This is a genomic window from Streptomyces sp. NPDC001480, from assembly GCF_042894725.1.
GTDB lineage: Bacteria > Actinomycetota > Actinomycetes > Streptomycetales > Streptomycetaceae > Streptomyces.
This window is the reverse complement of record NZ_JBIAVX010000031.1, coordinates 18811-39168: the sequence shown is the minus strand read 5'-3', so window position 1 is coordinate 39168 and position 20358 is coordinate 18811. Positions and strand designations below refer to the sequence as shown.

The following is a 20358-nucleotide window of genomic DNA, read 5'->3' as shown; positions in this document are numbered from 1 at the left end:
CCGCCGGTCGCCCCGCTCCCGGGACGGGGGCCGGGAGCCGCGACGGCGCATCGTTCACAGGTTCGATTTTATGATCCAGACCCTCAGCGGTCATGGCTCCTCTGGCTCGTTGTCCCGTGCCACTGAATCTCGACGTTTGCCACCGGACTTTGACGGACGCGAGTATGTGTCATCGGAGTTTGATCACCGCAGGTCAGCGACTCAGCGCACCTGCGGTGCGCGCCGGGGGCGTGGTAAAACCCGTGGCGCGCTGGAGGTTCTTCTGTCTGCCCTGACGGCCATCTGCACGGGTGCAGCCTGTCGTCACCGTTACGTCACAAGTAGTCGCGCACGGAACCTGCCGCTCTCCCGCCCTGTCTGCACTCACGTACCACGACCACGCGTACCGCGGGGCAACAACCGACGACCGAAACCCGCGGACGAGACGACTCAGGGGGACGACAGCATGCGTCACAGCAACGGCATTCGCAGGGCGGCTCTGGCGACGACGGCGGTCACCGCCGTCGCGGCGGCGGTGACCGGCATCCTGCCCGGCACCGCCATGGCGGCGAGCGCCACCACCTCCACCCCGCCGCCCGCCTGCCCGGCCTCCGCCCTCGAGGTCAGCGCCTGGCAGGCCGTCCACCGGCCCGTCGGGACCGGGACCGGGGCGGCGGTCGTGCAGTTCACCAACGTCTCTGGGAGGACGTGCGTCCTGAAGGGCCATCCGACGGTCGCGGGCGCCGGCAACGGCTCCCCCGCCCACAACACCCCGCTCAAGGTCACCCCCACCGGCAGGGCGGCCACCGTGACGGTCCGGCCGCACGGCAAGGCGTGGGTGAAGCTGACCTTCGTCCAGGTCCAGGGGGAGGCCGACGGCTACTGCGTGTCGGGCAAGGACCCGGTGACGTATCCGACGATGGTCATCGGGCTGCCGCACTCCGGGAAGCACCAGGTCGCCCTGAACGACGGGGTGTGGGCCGAGTGCGACAACAAGGTGACCGTCACCCCGGTCTCGGCGGTCAAGCCTTCCTGACCCCCCGTCCCACAAATCGAGCAGCCTGCACGACGATCGCAAGGCTCTGACCTACACGCTTACGAGGAACTGCGCATAAGTGCAGGTCAGCGACTCAGCGCACCTTCGGTGCGCTGAGTCTCTGACCTGCGGTGATCAAACTCCGGTGCCACAAACACGCGTCCGTCAAAGTCCGATGGCAGACGGTCAAGAGCCAGTGGCACGGGACACTCGCGGTGAAGGACTGAGCGGTCTCGCCGATTCCTAGTGCCGCATCAGGCAACGTTTGCCCTGCGGCTGTTGAACTCGCTCTGCCTTGCGCAGGGCGTGCGGTTGCAGGCTTCTCAGGAAGCGGGCTGTGGAGGTTGTGCTGCTTCGGTCAGATGCTCCTGGGCCTTCGTGACGTTCGAGGCCAGGTCGGCGATCGAATCGAGCACCAGTCGGTGCTCGGTCCAGGGCTCGTACTCGGCTCGTCGCTCCTGAATCGCTTGCCAGGTCGGCTCCTCGAAGCCCACGATGCCCCGGGAACGGCGCTCCAATCGCTGCTGGTGCACCCGCAAGTCTGAGCACACCACCTCGACGAACACCACCGGCACCCGGTGCCGGTCGGCCAGTGTCCGCCACTGTTGGCGAGCCGCCTCCACCGCGTTGACCGCGTCGATGATCACGCTTTGGCCCAGCGCCAGCACACCGTCGGCCACTGCCTCGGCAACGAGGTAGGCCGCCAGACCCGTTGGCTGACCGCGGTCCACGCCAGCACTCCACATCGCCGCCTCGATAGGGTCGACCGGCACCACCGCAGCGGGCAGCGCCCGTCCAAGCCTCTCGGCAACCGAGCTCTTTCCCGCTGCGGGTAGACCGGCCATCACGATCAACATGTCGGCACTGTCGCATACCCGGCCGTTGGCGTCCGGTCGGGCGTCGATCCGCTCGGGCGCCCGCGGTAGACACTGGTCGGCATGGCCGAACGGGTGCGAGTGCGCGAGATCGGTGATGACGAAGGGCGACGCCTGTTACGCATCATTCGTAGAGGCACCGGGTCGGTGGTGACCTGGCGAAGAGCCCAGATGGTGCTGTTGTCCGCGCAGAGCATGCCGGTGGCGAAGATCGCCGAGGTGACGTTCACCGGCACGGACCGGGTCCGGGACGTGATCCACGACTTCAACGCCGACGGCTTCGATTCGCTCTACCCGAAGTACAAGGGCGGCCGGCCTCAGGTATTCACCCTGCCCGAGCGACGCGAGATCAAGAAGGTCGCCAAGTCCAAGCCAGCCGAGCACGGCCTGCCGTTCTCGACCTGGAGCCTGGCCAAGCTGGCCGACTTCTTGGTCGCCGAGGGGGTGGTCGACGACATCAGCCACGAGGGCCTTCGGGTGCTGCTCCGCGAGGAGGGCGTCTCGTTTCAACGCATAAAAACCTGGAAGACCTCCCGTGACCCCGACTACGCCGCCAAGAAGGCCCGCGTCGAGCACCTCTACGCAATCACCGACGGCGAGGTCATACCCGAGGACGATGAGCCCGAAGTCGTTTGCTGCCTGGACGAGTTCGGGCCGCTCAACCTTCAACCCCACCCAGGGCGGCAATGGGCCGAGCGCGGCGGGAAAGACAAGGACCCGAACCGGGCACCGAGGGCTCGCAGGCGTGCGACCTACACGCGGCCGCACGGGGTCCGGCACCTGCTCGCCGCCTACGACCTGGGCAAGGACAAGCTCTACGGGCACATCAAGCCGAGGAAGAACCGCACGAGGTTCCTGGAGTTCTGCCGCTATCTGCGCAGCCTCTACCCTGCGGAGGTCCGGATCGCGATCGTGCTCGACAACTTTTCCCCGCACCTGACCACGAAAAAGGACAGACGGGTTGGCGACTGGGCCGCGGTTAACAACGTCGAGTTTGCCTACACGCCGACCAACAGCTCGTGGCTGAACCGGATCGAGGCCCAGTTCACCGCCCTGCGCTACTTCGCGCTGGACGGGACGGATCATGCCAGCCACAAGGAGCAGGGCAGCATGATCCGCCGCTACATCATCTGGCGGAACAAGCACGCCGCCGACGAACGCCTACGCGAGGTCGAGAGGGGGGTCTGTCAATCGAGTGGCCCTGTCTCACATTCGGTGGTGACGGAGAGTCCTGATGCATCGTTGGTATCTGTGTGAAGGATGTCAACGAGCTTGTGCAGACGGTGTTTTCAGGGCTGTCCCCGCTGGTCATCGGTGATGTGGTCGACGAGGGCGAGCGGGTCGTGGTGCGGGCACGTACTCCGCAGAACACTGCGGTCTGTCCGGTGTGCGGGGCGCTATCAGGGCGGGTGCACGGCTATCACTGGCGCACGGTGGCCGACGTGCCGATCGATGACCGGCGGGTGGTGGTCCTTGTGCGGGTGCGGCGTCTGGTGTGTCCCACGCGCGGTTGCTGCCATACCTTCCGCGAACAGGTGCCCGGTGTCCTGGAGCGATACCAGCGACGCACGGCCCGCCTGACCATGCAGGTCAAGGCCGTGGTCAAGGAGTTACTGACCTTTGTGGCGTGATGTCGTTGGGGGCTGACGATGTGTGATCGTCGCGGTATGCCTGTTGTGTGAGATATCCGCAGGGTGGTGGGCTGACGCCTGAGCGGCAGGCGTTTCGCGAGCGGATCCGGCTGGAGGCCGCGGAGCGATTCGCTGCGGGTGCCTCCAACGCCGAGGTCGCCAAGGACTTACGGGTGAGTGTGCGCTCGGTGCAGCGCTGGCGCCGAGACTGGCACGACGCCGGCACCGAGGGGCTGCGGTCTGCCGGGCCGGTGTCACGGCCCAAGCTGAGTGAGGCCCTGTTCACTGTGCTCGAGCAGGAGCTTGCCAAGGGGCCGGTCGCGCACGGCTGGCCGGACCAGACGTGGACGCTGGCGCGGATCAAGACGCTGATCGGGCGCCGGTTCCACAAGAGCATGACGGTGTCGGCGATCGCGCGGATGCTGCACCGGCACGGCTTCAGCCACCAGGTCCCGGCCCGCCGAGCCACCGAGCGCGACGAGGAAGCCGTCACCGGCTGGGTGAAGGAGACCTGGCCGCAGGTGGAAGGTCCATGGCGGCGCTCGACGCCTGGCTGTGCTTCGAAGACGAAGCCGGCTTCTCGATGACGCCGCCCACCACCCGCACCTGGGCCCGACGCGGACGCACACCCGTCATCCGGGTGCGGGGACGCTCCCAGCGCCGCTTCTCCATCGCCGCTCTGGCCTGCTACAAGCACGGTGAACGCTCACGGCTGATCTACCGGCCCAAGCGGCATGTTGATCACAAGCGCGGCGGCAGACGCAGTTTCACCTGGACCGACTACCGCGACCTGCTCATCGCCGCCCACCAGCAGCTCGGCGCACCCATCGTGCTCGTGTGGGACAACTGTGAGACTCGTGGGGCGCCGTCCGGGGCCAGGGTCTGACCCGTGGGACAACTGGCCACGCTGCCTTGTTGAGGATCTGTCGGCCTGTGGTCCCGGGCGGTGCTTGCTGCCGCCGGACCAGCGAGCGTGTCTCAATAGGGGCCTTGCCGCACAAGGCACCGTCACAGTTCTGACCGCCCACCGGCCCGACGGCGGCCACAGCCCTGTGCCGATCGAGGAGCCGTGTGACCATCATCAGCTTGCCCCAGCCGACTCTGCCCGCACAGCCGGAAGAACCGCCGGCAGAGGACGTGATTTTGGGGGTGGACACCCATAAGGACGTGCATGTCGCCGCCGTGATCACCGTGCTCGGCGCGCTCCTGGCCCACCAGGAGTTTCCAGCCACCGCTGCCGGATACCGGCAACTCCTGTCCTGGGCAAGCTCTTTCGGCGCTCTGCGCCGAGCCGGTGTGGAATGCACGGGATCCTACGGATCAGCCCTGGCACGCTTCCTGAGCCGGGAGAACGTGCAGGTCGTCGAGGTCAATCAGCCGGACCGCGCCATCCGCCGCAAGCGCGGCAAGACCGACGCCGTGGACGCGGAGGCCGCCGCCCGTGCAGTGCTGTCCGGACGCGCTGACGTCACACCCAAGACCGGTGAGGGCCCGGCGGCCGACATGCGAGTGCTGCGGCTGGCGAAGGAATCGGCCGTCAAGGCCCGCACGCAGGCGAAGAACCAGCTCAAGGCTCTGCTGCTCGGAGTTGATCCGACGCTGCGCGAGGAATTCTCGAAGCTCACCAACGCGGCGCTGATTGCGAGGTGCGCCGTCCTTCCCGACACCGGCGATGCGGCGGTCTTCACGCTCCGGCTGCTGGCCCGGCGCATCCAGCAGCTGACTGCCGAGGTGAAGGAGCTCGCCCACCGGGTCACCAAGGCCGTCCGTCGCTGTCATCCGCAGCTTCTGGACGTCATCGGTGTCGGACCCGACAGCGCCGCTGCCCTGCTGATCGCCGCCGGCGACAACCCGGAGCGGCTGGCCAGCGAGGCGTCGTTCGCCGCCCTGTGCGGCGTCAGCCCGGTCGAGCAGTCTTCCGGGAAGACCCAGCGTCGCAGACTGAACCGCGGGGGCAACCGGCAGGCCAACGCCGCCCTCTACCGCATCGTCGTGACCCGCCTCCGGCGGGATGCCCGCACACGTCTCTATCTCGAACGACGCACGAAACAGGGCATGTCGAAACGCGAGATCATCCGCTGCCTCAAACGCTACGTCGCCCGCGAGATATACCGTCAGATCCAGCCGACGTCGGCCCTTACTGCCTCGCCTTCTGCCGCTTGACGCAACATAGGGGCATCCTCAACGTCCACAAGGACCGCCGATTACGGCAGTTCATCGACACCCACGACTGGATCACCTGCTACTTCCTGCCGGCCTACGCACCCGACCTCAACCCCGTCGAGGGCATCTGGTCCCTGCTGCGGCGCAGCAGCCAGGTCAACACCGCCTTCACCGACCCCGACCACCTCATCAGCACGCTCCGACGCGGTCTCCGCCAGATCCAGTACCGCAGCAACCTCATCAACGGATGCCTCACCGAAACCGGCCTCACCTTGACGACATCACGGCGACAACGTCAGTAGCGGTAGTTCGTTAAATCCGGTGGTGGTGTGGGTTGACGTTAGGTCGGGTTGGTCGTAGGCCGGTGGGAGGAGTCAAGTGCCTTGCTGGGGGCTGAAGATGACTGCTCGCCGTCCGTGTCCGCCTGCGCCGGGGCCGTTGGAGGACTACGCGGCACGGTTCGACGACCTCTTCTTCAGTCTGGCCCAGCGGCGGGGGTTTCGCGAGTACCTGACCGGGCTGCTGGCGCCGCAGGAGCGGAACAAGACGATCACCTGTCTGGCCGGGGCGGAGCCGGTGGCGGGTGCGGGGATGCCGGGGGTGCAGCGGCTGCAGTTCTTCCTGTCCGAGTCGCCCTGGGAGGCCGAGCTGGTCAACGACCGGCGGCTTGAGCTGCTGCGCGAGCAGTCGGCGACGGCTCCGCACGACGGCGGGGTGATCGTGATCGACGATTCCGGGGACCGCAAGGACGGCACGGCGACCGCGCACGTGGGCCGGCAGTGGCTGGGCCGGTTGGGCAAGACGGACAACGGCATCGTCACGGTGACCACGGTGTGGACCGACGGCCGCGTGTATTACCCGCTGCACGCGACTCCCTACACCCCTGCCCACCACTTCGACCGCGGCCGCTCGGATCCATCCTTCCGCACGAAACCGCAGCTGGCTGCTGCCCTCGCGGCCCGCGGGAAGGAGGCGGGCTTCGGCTGCCGGGCGGTGGTCGCCGACTGCGCCTACTCCGTCAGCGACGACTGGTATCTCGCACTGCGCGAGGCCGACCTGGCCTACGTGGTCGCGCTCAAGCCGCACCGCGGCACCTGGGCCCGGGCCGACCAGCCGCACACACCCATCGAAGCCGCCCATGCCCTGACCTGGCGCGATGCCAGGCGTCCCGGCGACTGGACACCCGTGAAGCGTCACTTCCGCGACGGGCACACCGAGACCTGGTGGGCCGCTGACGCCCGCCTGGGCGGCTACGGACCTGACTCACCCTGCCGACTGGTCGTGACCACAACCGACCCGGCCGGCCTGCCGGAGAAGGCCACCTGGTACCTGGCCACCAACCTGCCCCACCCCGACGCACCCCACGCCACCACCAGCCCGCACCCACCAGCCGATCTCGCCGAGATCGTCCGCCTCTACGGACTGCGGCCGTGGATCGAGCAGAGCTACAAACAGATCAAGGACGAACTCGGCTGGGCCGACTTCCAAGTCCGCTCCGACCGCGCCATCCGCCGCCACCAGACCCTGGTCAACTGCGCCTTCTCCTTCTGCTGGGACCAATGGTTCGCCCCACCCGGACCCATCGATGCCACCGCGCCCGACCCGTGCCCCGACGAGGGCCCAGAGAGGGGGCCCAGCCATACCCCACCAGCCCCAACCGCCCTGCTGGCCAAGGGCCTTACGGGCCATCCGCTCCTGGCTCACCCCCGCCATCGCCCTCACCCGATGGTGGCGAGCCTGGACGGACACCGACCCACCCTGCGAACTCCAGGCGCTGATCGACGCAGTCACCACCGGACACGGCATTGACCTCTACCTCCGGATTTAACGAACTACCGGTAGATGAGTCGTTCGTGGCTCCTTGCGTGGACGCGCATGATTTAGGCGAGCGGCCTCTCGACGAGCGAGCGACGGAACAGCACGGCGAAGCTTGAAGGCGCCCCTGATATGGCTGCTCGGCCTCCCGCTCTGTTCTGTGAGGCAGCCGCAAAGTAAGACCTATCGGGTGTCGTCATCGGTCGCGCTGGAGCAGCTTGGTTGAGACGGGACCCCCGGGATGCGCGTGCGCCCGTGTGCCGGGCCGTTCCCCGCCCCGCCGGCCCGGCCCCGCGCCGCGCGGGGCCGGGCCGGTGTTTCAGGCTGTGCGTGCCGGGCCGCGGTCTTGTGGGGCTTGCCGCCTGCCGCCGCAGGGTCTGGCCCGTCAACCAGCCCCTGCGAGGACGGGAGTTCCCGCCGTGACGATCAACGCCATCCGCCCGCACACCGCCGCCTGCCCCCACACCGCCACCACGCCCGCCGGGACCGGCCAGCCCGGCACACCGCCCCCCGCCCCCGAGGCGGGCGGCCCGCGCGGCGACGCCTACACCGTCACCGCCTACCTGAACGCCGCCCACGACCACCGGGGCGGCTACCGCCCAGGCCAGGCAGTCGCCGAAGCCACCCACCCCGACGGCACCCCACTGCGCCTGACGTTCGCCCTCAACCGGGCGTCCAGCGCCCACTGCCGCGTTCCACGTCGGCAACCGTCACACCAGCGACGACCACGGCCAGCACTGGTCCGCCGACATCCGCCCCCTGTCCAGGGGCGACGTCCTGCGCATCACCGCACCCGACGGCTCCACCGGGCTACTGACGAAATACGGCGGACAGGGTGACGAAATGGCCGACTGCACTGGCGTCCAGTCCGCGTTCGCCTCGCCTGGTCGAGTGCGGCTGTGTTCGCCGCGTTTGCCCTCATTGGATGCGCGCCGGCCTCTACAGTGCTTCCCGTAGCTGGGGCGAGTGCCGGGGGGTACGCAGGTGGCGCGTGTCGTAGGGGTGCACGGGATCGGCAAGCAGCTGCTGGGGGAGGACTCTCTCCTGAAGGAGTGGCGGCCTGCTCTGACCGACGGGCTGCGCCGGGCTGGAGCCGCAGGGGCCGTGGCCGAGGCGGATGTGGCGATGGCGTTCTACGGAGACGTGTTCCGCCCGGCCGGGGAGTTCCTTGCCGTGGGTGATCCGCTCTATACCGCTGCCGATGTCGAGGACGGCTTCGAGCAGGAGTTGCTGCTGGCGTGGTGGCAGGCGGCCGCCGAGTCTGATCCGGAGGTTGTGCCTCCGGGTGCCGATACGCTCGTGACGACGCCGCGGTCGGTGCAGGCTGCGCTGCGGGCGCTGTCGGGGTCGCGGTTCTTCGCTGGCATCGCGCTGCGGGCGATGGTCTTTGACCTGAAACAGGTTCACTGCTACCTGATGGACCCGCAGCTGCGGGCGCGGGCCCGTGACCGGGTGCTGGACGCCATCGGGGAGGACACCCGGGTGGTGGTGGCCCACTCCCTGGGCTCGGTGGTCGCCTACGAGGCGTTGTGCGCCCGGCCCGGACACCCGGTGCGGGCCCTGGTCACCATCGGCTCACCGTTGGGCATCCCACACCTGATCCTTCACCGGCTCCAGCCGGCGCCGCTCGGGACGGGGCGCGCGGTGCGGGGCGTGTGGCCGGGCGGGGAAGACCTGGTGTGGACCAACATCGCCGACGACGGCGATGTCGTGGCGCTGGTGAAGGATCTCCGCCCCCTCTTCGGTGGCCGCCTGCGTTCGGTGCGGGTGCACAACGGTTCGCACGCACACGATGCGACCGCGTACCTGACCGATGCTCTGTGCGGGCAGGCGATCGCCGGGGCCCTGTCGTGAGCACCCCACCGGCCAACGCGGCTGGGGACGGTGATGGGCCGCGCAGGTTCCTGATCGCCACGGCCATCGCGCACTACCCCAAGTGCCCGGGGTGGGACCGCCCGGGGCTGGTCGAGGCCCGCGAACGAGTCATCGACCTGTTCACACACAAGCTCGGGTATCAGCATCAGACGGCGCTCGGCCTGAACCCGACCCGGTTACAGCTGACCGACCAGTTACGGGCCTTCTGCAAGGCGCCGGAGCGCCGCGAGGACGATCTGCTGGCCGTCTATATCTCCGGGCACGGGGACGTCCTTACTGACGGCGGCGACCACGTGCTGTACACCTGGGACACCGACCCGGACGACATCGCCTACACCGCGCTGCCCACCGTGGACCTGGCCCGGGCGATGCTGCGTGACACCATGCTGCGCCGCCTGCTGCTGATCCTCGATACGTGCTATTCCGGCCAGGGCGGCAACGAGCTGGCCGCGGCCGCGCTGGAGCGCATCAGCACAACGTGGAGGCAGGCAACCGGCTCCGGCCTGGTGATCGTCTCGTCCGCCCAGCCCCACCAGCAAGCAAAAGCCGGCCTCTTCCCCCAGCTCCTCAACGAGGCCATCGGCAGCTGGGCCACCGCCGGGCATGGACCGCAGGAGCTGTCGCTGTCCAGCGTGGTGCAGCAGATGAACGACCACCCCGACCGGCCCGGCTACCAGCGCATCAACCTGGCCCTGGTCGGGCTGACCGGTGAACCGCCCGCGTTCTTGGCCAACCCCCGCCACAGCACCCGGCTGACCGATGTGGACCTGGCCATCCAGCAGGCCGCCGAGTTCGACGAACAGGCCCGCCGTCGCGACACCGAACTCACCACGCGCCTGCTGGTGCGCGCCATGGGCTACCACGGCGACGCCTCGCAAGGCTGGTGGTTCTGCGGCCGCCACACCGCACTGACCGATCTCACCCGCTGGCTTGACCATCCCGGCACAGATGGCAGTGCGGCCTGCCGGGTGGTCACCGCCGGGCCCGGCTCAGGCAAGACAGCCGTCCTCGGCCTGGTCGCCGCGCTGGCTCACCCCGAACGCCGCCGCACCGTCCCCGTGGACGCCCTAGGCCTCGCCCCCCACCTGGTGCCCGACGAAGGCGCGGTCGACGTCGCCATCTACGCCCAGAGCCTCACCGATTCCGACGTGCTGCACGGCATGGCCTCCGCGGCCCAGGTCCGCGCCGACACCGTCGGCGAACTCCTCGAAGCCCTCGAAACCCGCAACAGCCAGCAACAGCAGCCGTTCACGGTGCTCATCGACGCACTCGACGAGGCCGCCACACCCGACACCCTCTGCTCACAGGTCCTGCGACCGCTGATCGCCCACTCCCGCGGCCGCATCCGGCTCCTGCTGGGCACCCGCCCACACCTCCTGGACCGCCTCGGCACCCCGCACACGGCGGGCGGCCGCGAGGAGGTCATCGACCTCGACTCCCCCCGCTACGCCGACCACGAGGCCCTGCGCTCCTACACCATCCGCACCCTCCTCGAAGCCCGCCGCACCTCCCCCTACCGGCGCAACCCCGAAGCACTCCGCCCCGTCGCCGCAGCGGTCGCCGCAGCGGCCGGCACGTCGTTCCTCGTTGCCCGGATCACCGCCGGCACCCTCGCCGCAGCCGACCACGTCGTCCCCGACCCCCACGACCACACGTGGCGAAAGAGCTTGCCCAGCCTGCCCGGACAGGCCATGCGCGACGACCTCATCCGCCGCCTCGGCACCGACGCACAACGCGCAACAGACCTGCTTCGCCCGCTGGCCTTCGCCGAAGGACAAGGCCTTCCCTGGGAAGACATCTGGGCACCGCTCGCCTCCACGATCTCCGGCCGCACCTACACCGACGACGAACTGCTGTGGCTGCGCCGCACGGCCGGCTCCTACGTCGTGGAAGCCACCGAGAACGGCCGCTCCGCCTACCGGCTCTACCACCACGCACTCGCCGAGCACCTACGCGAGCACACCGACCCGCAAACGGTGCACGCAGCCTTCACCGACGTCCTCACCGACCGTGTGCCCTACCGCGGCGATGCCACCCGCGACTGGTCCCGCGCCCACCCCTACACCCTCACCCACCTCGCTACCCACGCCACCGCAGCCCGGCGCCTCGACGACATCCTCAACGACACCGAATACCTCGTCCACGCCATCCCCCGCCGCCTCACCCCTCACCTGCACCACGCCCACACCCAACCCGGCCGACTCGCCGCAGCCATCTACCGCACCTCCCTCGACGTCCACGCCACCGCCCCCACAGCTCTGCGACGACAAGTCCTCGCCCTCAACGCCGCACGAGCTGGCGCCACCACCCAGCACCAGCAACTCACCCACCACATCCCGCATGGCAACTGGACCCCACGATGGGCCACCGGGACCGACTTCTCCCCACCCCTACGCGACACCCTCACCGGCCACAACGACTTGGTGACCGCGGTGACGTGCACGGTGCTGAATGGCACCCCGGTCGCCGTCACCGGCAGCCACGACCGGACGGTGCGGGTGTGGGATCTGACCTCCGGCACCCAGATCGGCCAGCCCCTGACCGGCCGCATCGGCTCGCTGGACTCAGTAGCAGGCACCGTGCTCGAGGGCACCCCGGTCGCCGTCACCGGTGGCGACTACGACGGGACGGTGCGGGTGTGGGATCTGACCTCCGGCACCCCCATCGGCCAACCCCTGACCGGCCACACCCGCCGAGTGACCGCGGTGGCGTGCACTGAGCTCGAGGGCACCCCGGTCGCCGTCACCGGCAGCGACGACGGGACGGTGCGGGTGTGGGATCTGACCTCCGGCACCCCCATCGGCCAACCCCTGACCGGCCACACCCTCGGGGTGACCGCGGTGGCGTGCACGGAGCTCGACGGCACCCCGGTCGCCGTCACCGTCACCGGCGGCCACGACGGGACGGGGCGGGTGGTGTGGGTGTGGGACCTGACCACCAGAGCCACTATCGGCCAGCCCCTGACCGGCCACACCGGCCCGGTGACCGCGGTGGCGTGCACCGTGCTCGACGGCACCCCGGTCGCCGTCACCGGCCACTACGACGAGACGGTGCGCGTGTGGGATCTGACCTCCGGCACCGCCATCGGCCAACCCCTGACCGGCCACACCGGCCCGGTGACCGCGGTGGCGTGCACTGAGCTGGACGGCACCCCGGTCGCCGTCACCGGTAGCCACGACCGGACGGTGCGGGTGTGGGATCTGACCTCCGGCACCCCCATCGGCCAACCCTTGACCGGCCACACCCTCGGGGTGACCGCGGTGGCGTGCACGGAGCTCGAGGGCAGCCTGGTCGCCGTCACCGGCAGCAGCGACGGGACGGTGCGGGTGTGGGATCTGACCTCCGGCACCCCCATCGGCCAACCCCTGACCGGCCACAACGACTTGGTGACCGCGGTGGCGTGCACGGAGCTCGAGGGCAGCCTGGTCGCCGTCACCGGCAGCGACGACGGGACGGTGCGGGTGTGGGATCTGACCTCTGGCACCCAGATCGGCCAGCCCCTGACCGGCCACAACGGCTCGGTTTATGCGGTGGCGTGCACCGTGCTGGACGGCGCCCCGGTCGCCGTCACCGGCAGCGGCGACGAGACGGTGCGGGTGTGGGATCTGACCTCCGGCACCCCCATCGGCGAGCCCCTGAGCAGCCACACCGGCCCGGTGACCGCGGTGGCGTGCACCGTGCTGGACGGCACCCCGGTCGCCGTCGCCGTCACCGGCGGCCACGACGAGACGGTGTGGGTGTGGGATCTGACCTCCGGCACCCAGATCCGCGAGCCCCTGTCCGGCTACGACGACGGTGTGTTCGCGGTGGCGTGCACCGTGCTGGACGGCACCCCGGTCGCCGTCACGGGTGACGTCGACGGGACGGTGTGGGTGTGGGATATGACCTCCGGCACCCAGATCGGCGAGCCCCTGACCGGCCACACCGGCCCGGTGACCGCGGTGGCGTGCACCGTGCTGGACGGCACCCCCATCGCCGTCACCACCAGCCGTGACGACACGGTGCGGCTATGGAACCTGCGGCGCGGCGCATCCGCAGCTCTCCTGGCAGCGGCTGATCCGCGTGCTGTGGCCCTAACCTCGGAGGGTGACCTTGTGCTGAGTATGGGCCGCGACGTAGCGGTCTTCAGCCGACGTCCTCAGCGCAGTCCGCACTGATTCCGAACTACCGCCCCCGACCGGTCCTCATATGAACGACGCCGCGGCCTCAATGGCGGAGCCGAGCCAATTGCCCGGAAGAAGTCACTGGGGATTGGGGAAATGATCAGACCAACCGTGGGAACTAGCCATAGCTCCACCTTCATCGCCCCTGGCCAGCTCTTTTCGTCGGCTTCCACCACCCACCACCTCGCCATCGCCCTCCCGGCCTTCTCCACCGTCGCGCTGCCCACCGACCACATGCATCTCGCCGCCGCCGCGACCAGCCGCCGCGCCTTTTGCTGGCAGCCCGGCAATCTTCGTCAGTGCCAACACCAAGGACTTCGGCAACGGGACCGAGTACCCGTACCCGATGAACGATGACATCGTCCACATGCAGAGCCGATTCATCCACCTGACCAGCATGGATGACGTGGCGAGCCACTTCACGCAACCCACCGACACGGACGAAGCGCTCGTGCTCCGCATCCTGAAGTCCAACGCTGTTGCCAGGACGATCGTCATGGAGGTCGACAGCGCCATCCCGCTACCCTTCAACTCAGCGTTCCGATGCACTGTCACGCTCGAGAACGGACAGGCCTTCGCCGTTCCGGCCCCGTGGTGGAGGACGGACGGGGCAAGCTTCGGGACGGCCGAGAGCGTGCAGACCTACCGCATCGGTGACCATGAGTGGTGTACGGCGGTAGTCGAATGGCGCATCGTTGGCGCCGTGAAAAACAGTCTCTTCGACCGCCCCGTGCCGGGCGCGGTGAGCTGGACGCCGTCGGTGCTGTTCAGCCTGAACACCGAGGAACCGCGCCTGACCATCCTGCGGAGCTCCGCGCCCCAGCCGGCGGGTGGAGAGGTCCTCGACGGCCTGGACTTGGCGGCGCTCGCTGCGACCGACGTCGAGACCGCTCTTATCGAGCTTCAGCAGGCCGCCGCGCCAGCCGCCGTAAAGCTGCCGCACCAACTGCGGGGTCTGCCCCGGGCCTACGAAGGAGCGCTGCTACGCAACGCTGGGATCTGCTTGGGTGACACGTCAGCGGGCTGAACGGGACAAGCCGCCTGTCAGCTGACTTGCCGATCCTCCGCCCGTATATGGATGCCGCATCGCCGGGCTGCCCTGCCGTGCGGCCAGGCCGGGTGGCCTGCGGGGCATTGGGCAACGGAGCGTGCGCACGACTTGCAGGGGACGCGGGGCATCTTCACGCGATCCAGTGTGGCGACACCCGGCCTGCCTGTGCGGGCAGGCCGGGCATGCGGGTTCCACACCTGTTCACCGCATATTGTTCGAACTATGCCGTTGGAGTCGGACGGATGGCCAAGGAGACTCGTCCCAGCATTCGCGGGAACCGGCGGCGCCGCGCCGCACACCGGCCGGCCAACGATTTGGCGCAGCAGCCTGCGCACAGGCAACAGCACGCCAATGTGCGGGCGTGTTGACGCGCGCCCAGACGATCTTCCCGCTCGCGGGGGCCTGGCGTAGCCCCAGTGACTGGCCAGAGTATCCAGGATGACCAGTCCCAGCGGGTGGCCGGGTGCATTCGGGACCGAGTTGGTTTGCCCGCCCCTTGGGGGAGGGGGGGCATCCTCGGTCGGCGAAGTCGCGGATGGTTGCCGGATCCGGCTGGACGGTCCAGGTCCCTCTGCCTGGCGGGGTCTCCTTCGAGCGAGCCTTGAGGTTTTCGACCTCCAAGGTCACTGGCCATTGCGTTGTGTACTGCGACCAGCGCACGCCGCCGAGGTCGATCCCGGCCAGGTCGGCGGTGCGCAGGTCGGCTGTGGTGAAGTCGTTCAGGAACGTGCGAACTGAGGCCTTGTCGAGGGTGGGTGTCTTTTGGCGCATGGCCGAGCCGATGGCTCGGCAGACTTCGTTGGTACGGACGGCGACGATGACGCGGGCGTAGGCCCGGGGGTTGGATTGGGCGTGGGCGCGGTCATGCCCGCGGGTGAGCTTGCGGCTGAGGTCGTGGGCGCGGTCGAGAACGCGGGTGAGGTCCTGGGCCCGGTCGCGGGCGCGATCGAGGTCGAGGTCCCGGTCGTGAGTGGTGCCGAGAAGGTCGGCGAGGTTGCGGGCGAGGTCTCGGGCGTCGCTTGGGCGGACGTGGGCGCGGTTGAGGCTGCGGGTGAGGTCGTCGGTGAGGTCGCGGGCGCGGCCGAGCTCGCCGGCACGGTGGAGATCAGCGTCAAGGGCATGGACGAGGTCGCGAGCGAGTTCGAGGAGGGTGCCGAGAGTGCGCAGGGGGTTGGGCTCGCGGGAGAGAGAGTAGTAGCGGTGACGGGCGAGCGCCTGGCTGACCGCTTTGACCTCAGGGTGATTGCGCAGGGCCATCCGTTCCGCCGGGCTGACTGAGCGAAGGAATTCCTCAGCGCTGGCATGGTCGTTCGCCACGCCGTGGGCGTCATCCAGGTTTACCGGTGGGCGTTGAGGTGTGGTGGGCAGGATGGTGGCGAGGCCTGCTTCGGTGTCGAGGAGGGTGTCGAGGTCGTCGATGGCCGTGTCGTGGCGGGAATGGAGCGGGATTTCGCGCAGGCCGGCTTCGATGTCGAGTGCCGCGTCGAGTGCGTCGGCCAGGGCGTCGGTGTGCTGCTCGAGCCACTGCGCCACACACTGCGTTTGGGGGTCGTGGTCCGGGTGCTGGTTCACTGTTCCTCCTCCCGTCCCTTGAGGTAGGCGGCTGCGGTGCGGCGGGCTTTTTTGAGGTTGGCGCGTACGGTCTCGGCGCTCAGGCCGAGGTGGTCGGCGATGTCGGTGGGGGTGAAGCCGGCCAGCGTCCACGACAGGACCTGACGCTGTCTCGGCGGAAGGCGGCGCAGCAGCGGCAGCGCGTCGTGTCGGGTCTCCCACTCGGCGATGGCGTCCGGGCGCGCCAGCAGTGACGTCGGCTCAGGCGTCCGCGGCATCGAAGAGGACGTGCTGCCGACCGTTCGCCGCCACGGCATGGGCACCCTCACCTACAGCCCGCTCGCTGGCGGCTGGCTCTCGGGCCGCTACCGCAAGAATGCCACCGAGGGCCCGGCCTCGGCCGCCCGTCCGCAGGCCCGCTTCGACATGAACACCCCCGCCAACCAGCGCAAGCTCGACGCCGTCGAACAGCTTGCCGTCCTGGCGGAGAAGGCCGGCCTTTCCCTGATCGAGCTGGCCGTCGCCTTCGTCATCAACCACCCTGGGGTCACCTCGGCGATCATCGGACCGCGGACCATGGAGCAGTTGGAGGCGTTCCTGCCCGCCGCCGACTTCACCCTGTCCACGGACGTCCTCGACGAGATTGTCGCCCCTGGCGTCACGGTCAACCCGGTCGACAACAGCTACGGAGACTTCGAGCTGCGGGCCGACCAGCGACGCCGCTGACATGAGCCGACTCCACCCGTCACGGCCAGCCGAGCCGGAGCACCAACGCGGCCCATCGGCGAACAAGCGCCCCGGACGATGCGCCGGGGCGCTCCACCGGCTTCCGGGCCAGTGCGAGCACACCTCGGCGCTGCAGGCGCGGCACTGAGAGATAGCGCTCCTCGCAACAAATTGCGATCACTCGAAATAGAAGAAACCGCACATGTCAGGCTTCGAACTGGCGGGCATTTCGGGCGACATTCATCAGCGCGCCCCTATCGCCCTGGTAGTGTCTCGGCTGAGCGGCAACACACAACAACCGTCCGCAAAAGCGGTGAGCGCCGCGGTGGCGTACGTTGCGAGCCCCGGCCGCGACCAAGGCCTCCCGGAGCCAGACGGCCCGGTTGCCGCCAGCCTGCGGTACCGGCGCTCCGAGCGCGATGAGCTGGTCTTCTGCATACTCGTGGCCCTGCTCTTGGCGGCGGACCTTCTGTGCCGCCCTGTCGGTAGCGCGCGAGTTCCAGGAATCTGGGCGGCCCTTGGCCGCGAACCTACGTGCAGGTCGTGATTTCGCTGTCTTGTCGGAGCGGGTTCCGGATCCTACGGCTGTTCTTCGCGGCCGGCCTGGGCGCGATTCGGCTGGCGGTTCCCGCGGCCAACGGCCGGAGGGGTGCGCAGCCGTAGGCGCTCGCCCTGGGGCCCGAACATAATCAGGTACTCAACAGGCCCGCCGGGGCCGGCGTTCACCATCCCATGCGGGGTGCGGGTGTCGAACTCGGCAACGTCCCCGGCAGTCAGGACAAGGTCTTGGTCTCCGAGCGCGAGCCACAGCCGCCCGTACAGGACGCACAGCCACTCGTAGCCCTCGTGGGAGACCTGCCGCGGCCGCGCGGGCGGACCCTCGACAGCGGGCAGGACGTGCTTGTGGGCGTGCAGGCCGCCGACGTACCGGGTCAACGGCAGCACCGCCTTGTCATCGCCGAAGCTCAGCGGCGCCGTAGCGCGCGGCTCGGCCGCGGGGGCGGGCGCGGTGCCGGCCAGTTCGTCCAGGGAGACGCCGTACTCCTTCGACAGCTGCAGCAGCACCTCCAGAGTGGGCTTGCGCCGGCCGGTCTCGATCCGGGACAGCGTGCTGGTCGAGATGCCGGTCGCGCAGCTGACACCGGCGAGCGTCGCGCCGTGGTGCTCGCGCGCGGCCCGCAACCGGGACCCCATCGCGGCCAGCGTGCCGTCCACGTCGTCGACTGCCACCTTTCCCGCTCCTTCTTACCGTGCCGCTCCACCGCTCTGTCCTGCGAGTTTGCCAGAATGGCAAGGCTGATCGCGTCGGGCGGGTACCGCGCCGCATGATCGATGGGTAGCCACGTCCGCCCGCGAATCGAGGAGAAGCCCATGCAGCCCGAGCCGACCGCCGAGCTCCGCCACCGCACCGTCGAGGCCCCAGCCGGGCGCCTGCACCTGGTCGAGCAGGGCACCGGCCCGCTGGTCCTGCTCGTCCACGGCTTCCCCGAGTCCTGGTACTCCTGGCGCCGCCAGCTCCCGGCCCTCGCCGCGGCCGGCCACCGGGCGGTGGCGATCGACGTGCGCGGCTACGGCCGCTCCTCCAAGCCCGCCGCGACCGACGCCTACCGGATGCTGGACCTGGTGGAGGACAACGTCGCCGTCGTGCGCGCCCTCGGACAGGAGAACGCGGTGGTCGTCGGCCACGACTGGGGCGCCAACATCGCCGCCGCATCCGCCCTGCTCCACCCCGAGGTCTTCCGCGCCGTCGGCCTGCTGAGCGTCCCCTACGCGCCGCCCGGCGGCCCCCGCCCCACCGACATCTTCGGCCAGATCGGCAGCCCCGAGCAGGAGTTCTACGTCTCCTACTTCCAGGAGCCCGGCCGCGCCGAGGCGGAGATCGAGCCCGACGTCCGGGGCTGGCTCGCGGGCTTCTACGCGGCCCTGTCCGCCGACACCATGCCCGCCCAGGGCGAGCCCGACCCCCACTTCGTTTCCCGCGGCGGCGGCCGGCTGCGCGACCGCTTCCCCACAGGGGTCCTCCCGGCCTGGCTGAGCGAGGACGACCTCGACGCCTACGCCGGGGAGTTCGAGCGCACCGGCCTGACCGGCGCACTCAACCGCTACCGCAACATGGACCGAGACTGGGAAGACCTCGCCCCGCACCACGGAGCCCCGATCAAGCAGCCGTCCCTGTTCATCGGCGGCGCCCTGGACGCCTCCACCACCTGGATGGCCGACGCCATCGACGCCTACCCCACCACCCTCCCCGGCCTGTCGGCCTCCCACCTCTTGGACGCCTGCGGCCACTGGATCCAGCAGGAGCGCCCCGACGAAGTCAACCGCCTGCTGACCGACTGGCTCGCCACCCTCCAGGGCTGAACCAGGCGGGCTACCTGGGCAGCTTGGCGGTTCGTTCGGGGTGGGCGGCGCTGACGTAGCGCATGGCGGTCTGCTCGGTGATGCCGAACAGCCGCATCAGCCTGAGCGGGTCGGCGCTTTCGGCTGCTTCGTGGAGGATGCGGTCTTGTCTCAGGCCGCTCAGTGTCAGCCCGCGGGGAAGGGCTCCGCTCAGGGTACCGATGCTGACGGCCGGGTGGTCGGGGTCGACCGCGCTCTTCTGGCTGACCAGCAGGTGGGGGTTGGACGAGGCCGGCCAGCGGTGGTGGCGGTAGGTCGTCCAGTCGGCGGCGAGTTGGTGGGTGAGCTCCTCCAGGTAGAGGGTGTGCCGCAGCAGACCGCGCCGGACTTCGAGGGTGCCCCGGGAGAGATCCAGGCCCGTGGTGTGCAGGGTCTGGCTCTCCTTGCCGGGCAGCGCGTGGACGGCGGCGAGGGCCACAACGAGGCGGCCGAGCGGTGTGGTCGCCTGGTCGAGCAGCCCCATGAGGAGGTCGGAGGGGATGGACTTCGGGATGCCCTTGATGTCGCCGACCGGGAGGTCCCGGGCGAGGTTGCGGAAGATCACGCGCTCACGCTTCAGCGCACGGAAGAGACTGCGCATGGCCGTGGCCAGCCCACGGCGGGCGTAGCCGGACACCCCACCTACGGCGTCCTCCACCTGGTCCTTGGTGATCTCCCTCAGCGAGGTCACACCGACGGTCGTGGTCCAGGCGGTGAGGGCGGGCTGGGGTTGCTGAGGAAGCGGCGGATGCTGTCGTACCTGCGCGGCTCACCCTCGCGAGGGCCCTGCTCGCGCAGGACCTTCACCCAGGTGCGCACTTCGCTCGCGACCGGCCCCGGCAGCGCGGCCAGGACCGACTCGATCCACACCTGATCCGCATCCCGGTGCAGGGCGGGATCCTCCACCAGCATGCCGCGAGCGCACAGGAACTGGCAGACGGGCTTGCCCGCGAGGGTCATGTCGATCCGGGCGAGGTCGTACACGTCGCGTGCGAAGACCGCCGTGTCGGCGCCGAGCCAGTACAGCAGGATCGTCAGCGTGCGGGGCTGACCAAAGAAGTCGCCTGTTGTTGCCGTTGCCTCACGGGTGCGCGTAGCTTCACGGACCACAGCG

15 protein-coding genes and 4 pseudogenes are annotated in these 20358 nt (G+C 69.4%); 13 read left to right on the top strand and 6 right to left on the bottom strand.

Features of this window, described 5'->3' with window-relative positions:
- Nucleotides 1-445: 445 nt before the first annotated feature.
- Entirely contained in the window at nucleotides 446-1015 is a 570-nt protein-coding gene (locus ACFY01_RS43025; protein WP_390741222.1) for a DUF4232 domain-containing protein, read from the top strand.
- Nucleotides 1016-1338: 323 nt separating this feature from the next.
- Here ACFY01_RS43025 and ACFY01_RS43020 read toward each other — a convergent pair whose 3' ends face one another.
- Complete coding sequence (locus ACFY01_RS43020) at nucleotides 1339-1872, bottom strand: AAA family ATPase (RefSeq protein ID WP_390741221.1); 534 nt, start codon at nucleotides 1870-1872, stop codon at nucleotides 1339-1341.
- An 81-nt stretch (nucleotides 1873-1953) separates the two neighbouring features.
- Here ACFY01_RS43020 and ACFY01_RS43015 point away from each other — a divergent pair.
- From ACFY01_RS43015 to ACFY01_RS42970, 10 genes and pseudogenes are all read left to right on the top strand, one after another.
- Nucleotides 1954-3063, top strand: a pseudogene (locus ACFY01_RS43015) (IS630 family transposase); the annotation flags it as partial.
- A 110-nt stretch (nucleotides 3064-3173) separates the two neighbouring features.
- Nucleotides 3174-3503, top strand: a pseudogene (locus tag ACFY01_RS43010) (transposase family protein); the annotation flags it as partial.
- 65 nt (nucleotides 3504-3568) lie between these two features.
- Entirely contained in the window at nucleotides 3569-4108 is a 540-nt protein-coding gene (locus ACFY01_RS43005; protein ID WP_390741220.1) for a winged helix-turn-helix domain-containing protein, read from the top strand.
- Nucleotides 4105-4368, top strand: a pseudogene (locus tag ACFY01_RS43000) (IS630 family transposase); the annotation flags it as partial. The gene ACFY01_RS43005 and the pseudogene ACFY01_RS43000, both read left to right, overlap by 4 nt.
- A gap of 224 nt (nucleotides 4369-4592) precedes the next feature.
- Nucleotides 4593-5684, top strand: coding sequence for an IS110 family transposase (locus tag ACFY01_RS42995; protein WP_390741219.1), 1092 nt, complete (start codon nucleotides 4593-4595; stop codon nucleotides 5682-5684).
- A gap of 17 nt (nucleotides 5685-5701) precedes the next feature.
- Nucleotides 5702-5986: pseudogene (locus tag ACFY01_RS42990) on the top strand (transposase); the annotation flags it as partial.
- Nucleotides 5987-6122: 136 nt separating this feature from the next.
- On the top strand, nucleotides 6123-7493 hold the full coding sequence (locus ACFY01_RS42985; protein WP_390741218.1) for an IS701 family transposase: 1371 nt from the start codon (nucleotides 6123-6125) through the stop codon (nucleotides 7491-7493).
- A 990-nt stretch (nucleotides 7494-8483) separates the two neighbouring features.
- Nucleotides 8484-9353, top strand: a complete 870-nt coding sequence (locus ACFY01_RS42980; RefSeq protein ID WP_390741217.1) for a hypothetical protein — start codon at nucleotides 8484-8486, stop codon at nucleotides 9351-9353.
- Nucleotides 9350-13531, top strand: a complete 4182-nt coding sequence (locus ACFY01_RS42975; protein ID WP_390741216.1) for a caspase family protein — start codon at nucleotides 9350-9352, stop codon at nucleotides 13529-13531. Before ACFY01_RS42980 ends, ACFY01_RS42975 begins: the two co-directional genes overlap by 4 nt.
- A 352-nt stretch (nucleotides 13532-13883) precedes the next feature.
- Complete coding sequence (locus ACFY01_RS42970) at nucleotides 13884-14564, top strand: hypothetical protein (protein WP_390741215.1); 681 nt, start codon at nucleotides 13884-13886, stop codon at nucleotides 14562-14564.
- 225 nt (nucleotides 14565-14789) lie between these two features.
- On the opposite strand, the gene ACFY01_RS42965 is transcribed toward ACFY01_RS42970, so the two are convergent.
- Both ACFY01_RS42965 and ACFY01_RS42960 read right to left on the bottom strand, forming a co-directional pair.
- A complete protein-coding gene (locus ACFY01_RS42965) occupies nucleotides 14790-16160 on the bottom strand; it encodes a hypothetical protein (protein ID WP_390741214.1) in 1371 nt (456 codons plus the stop codon).
- A complete protein-coding gene (locus ACFY01_RS42960) occupies nucleotides 16157-16417 on the bottom strand; it encodes a sigma factor-like helix-turn-helix DNA-binding protein (protein WP_390741213.1) in 261 nt (86 codons plus the stop codon). The genes ACFY01_RS42965 and ACFY01_RS42960 overlap by 4 nt, the downstream gene beginning before the upstream one ends.
- A gap of 10 nt (nucleotides 16418-16427) precedes the next feature.
- On the opposite strand from ACFY01_RS42960, the gene ACFY01_RS42955 reads away from it, so the two are divergent.
- Entirely contained in the window at nucleotides 16428-16865 is a 438-nt protein-coding gene (locus ACFY01_RS42955; RefSeq protein WP_390741212.1) for an aldo/keto reductase, read from the top strand.
- Nucleotides 16866-17444: 579 nt separating this feature from the next.
- Here ACFY01_RS42955 and ACFY01_RS42950 read toward each other — a convergent pair.
- Nucleotides 17445-18095, bottom strand: a complete 651-nt coding sequence (locus ACFY01_RS42950; protein WP_390741211.1) for a helix-turn-helix domain-containing protein — start codon at nucleotides 18093-18095, stop codon at nucleotides 17445-17447.
- Between the two features lie 141 nt (nucleotides 18096-18236).
- Here ACFY01_RS42950 and ACFY01_RS42945 point away from each other — a divergent pair, with 141 nt between their 5' ends.
- Complete coding sequence (locus ACFY01_RS42945) at nucleotides 18237-19226, top strand: alpha/beta fold hydrolase (RefSeq protein ID WP_390741210.1); 990 nt, start codon at nucleotides 18237-18239, stop codon at nucleotides 19224-19226.
- A gap of 10 nt (nucleotides 19227-19236) precedes the next feature.
- On the opposite strand, the gene ACFY01_RS42940 is transcribed toward ACFY01_RS42945, so the two are convergent.
- Both ACFY01_RS42940 and ACFY01_RS42935 read right to left on the bottom strand, forming a co-directional pair.
- Entirely contained in the window at nucleotides 19237-19935 is a 699-nt protein-coding gene (locus ACFY01_RS42940) for a hypothetical protein (protein ID WP_390741209.1), read from the bottom strand.
- Nucleotides 19932-20354: a hypothetical protein gene (locus tag ACFY01_RS42935; protein ID WP_390741208.1), complete on the bottom strand. Its 423-nt coding sequence runs from the start codon at nucleotides 20352-20354 to the stop codon at nucleotides 19932-19934. The genes ACFY01_RS42940 and ACFY01_RS42935 overlap by 4 nt, the downstream gene beginning before the upstream one ends.
- Nucleotides 20355-20358: the final 4 nt, after the last annotated feature.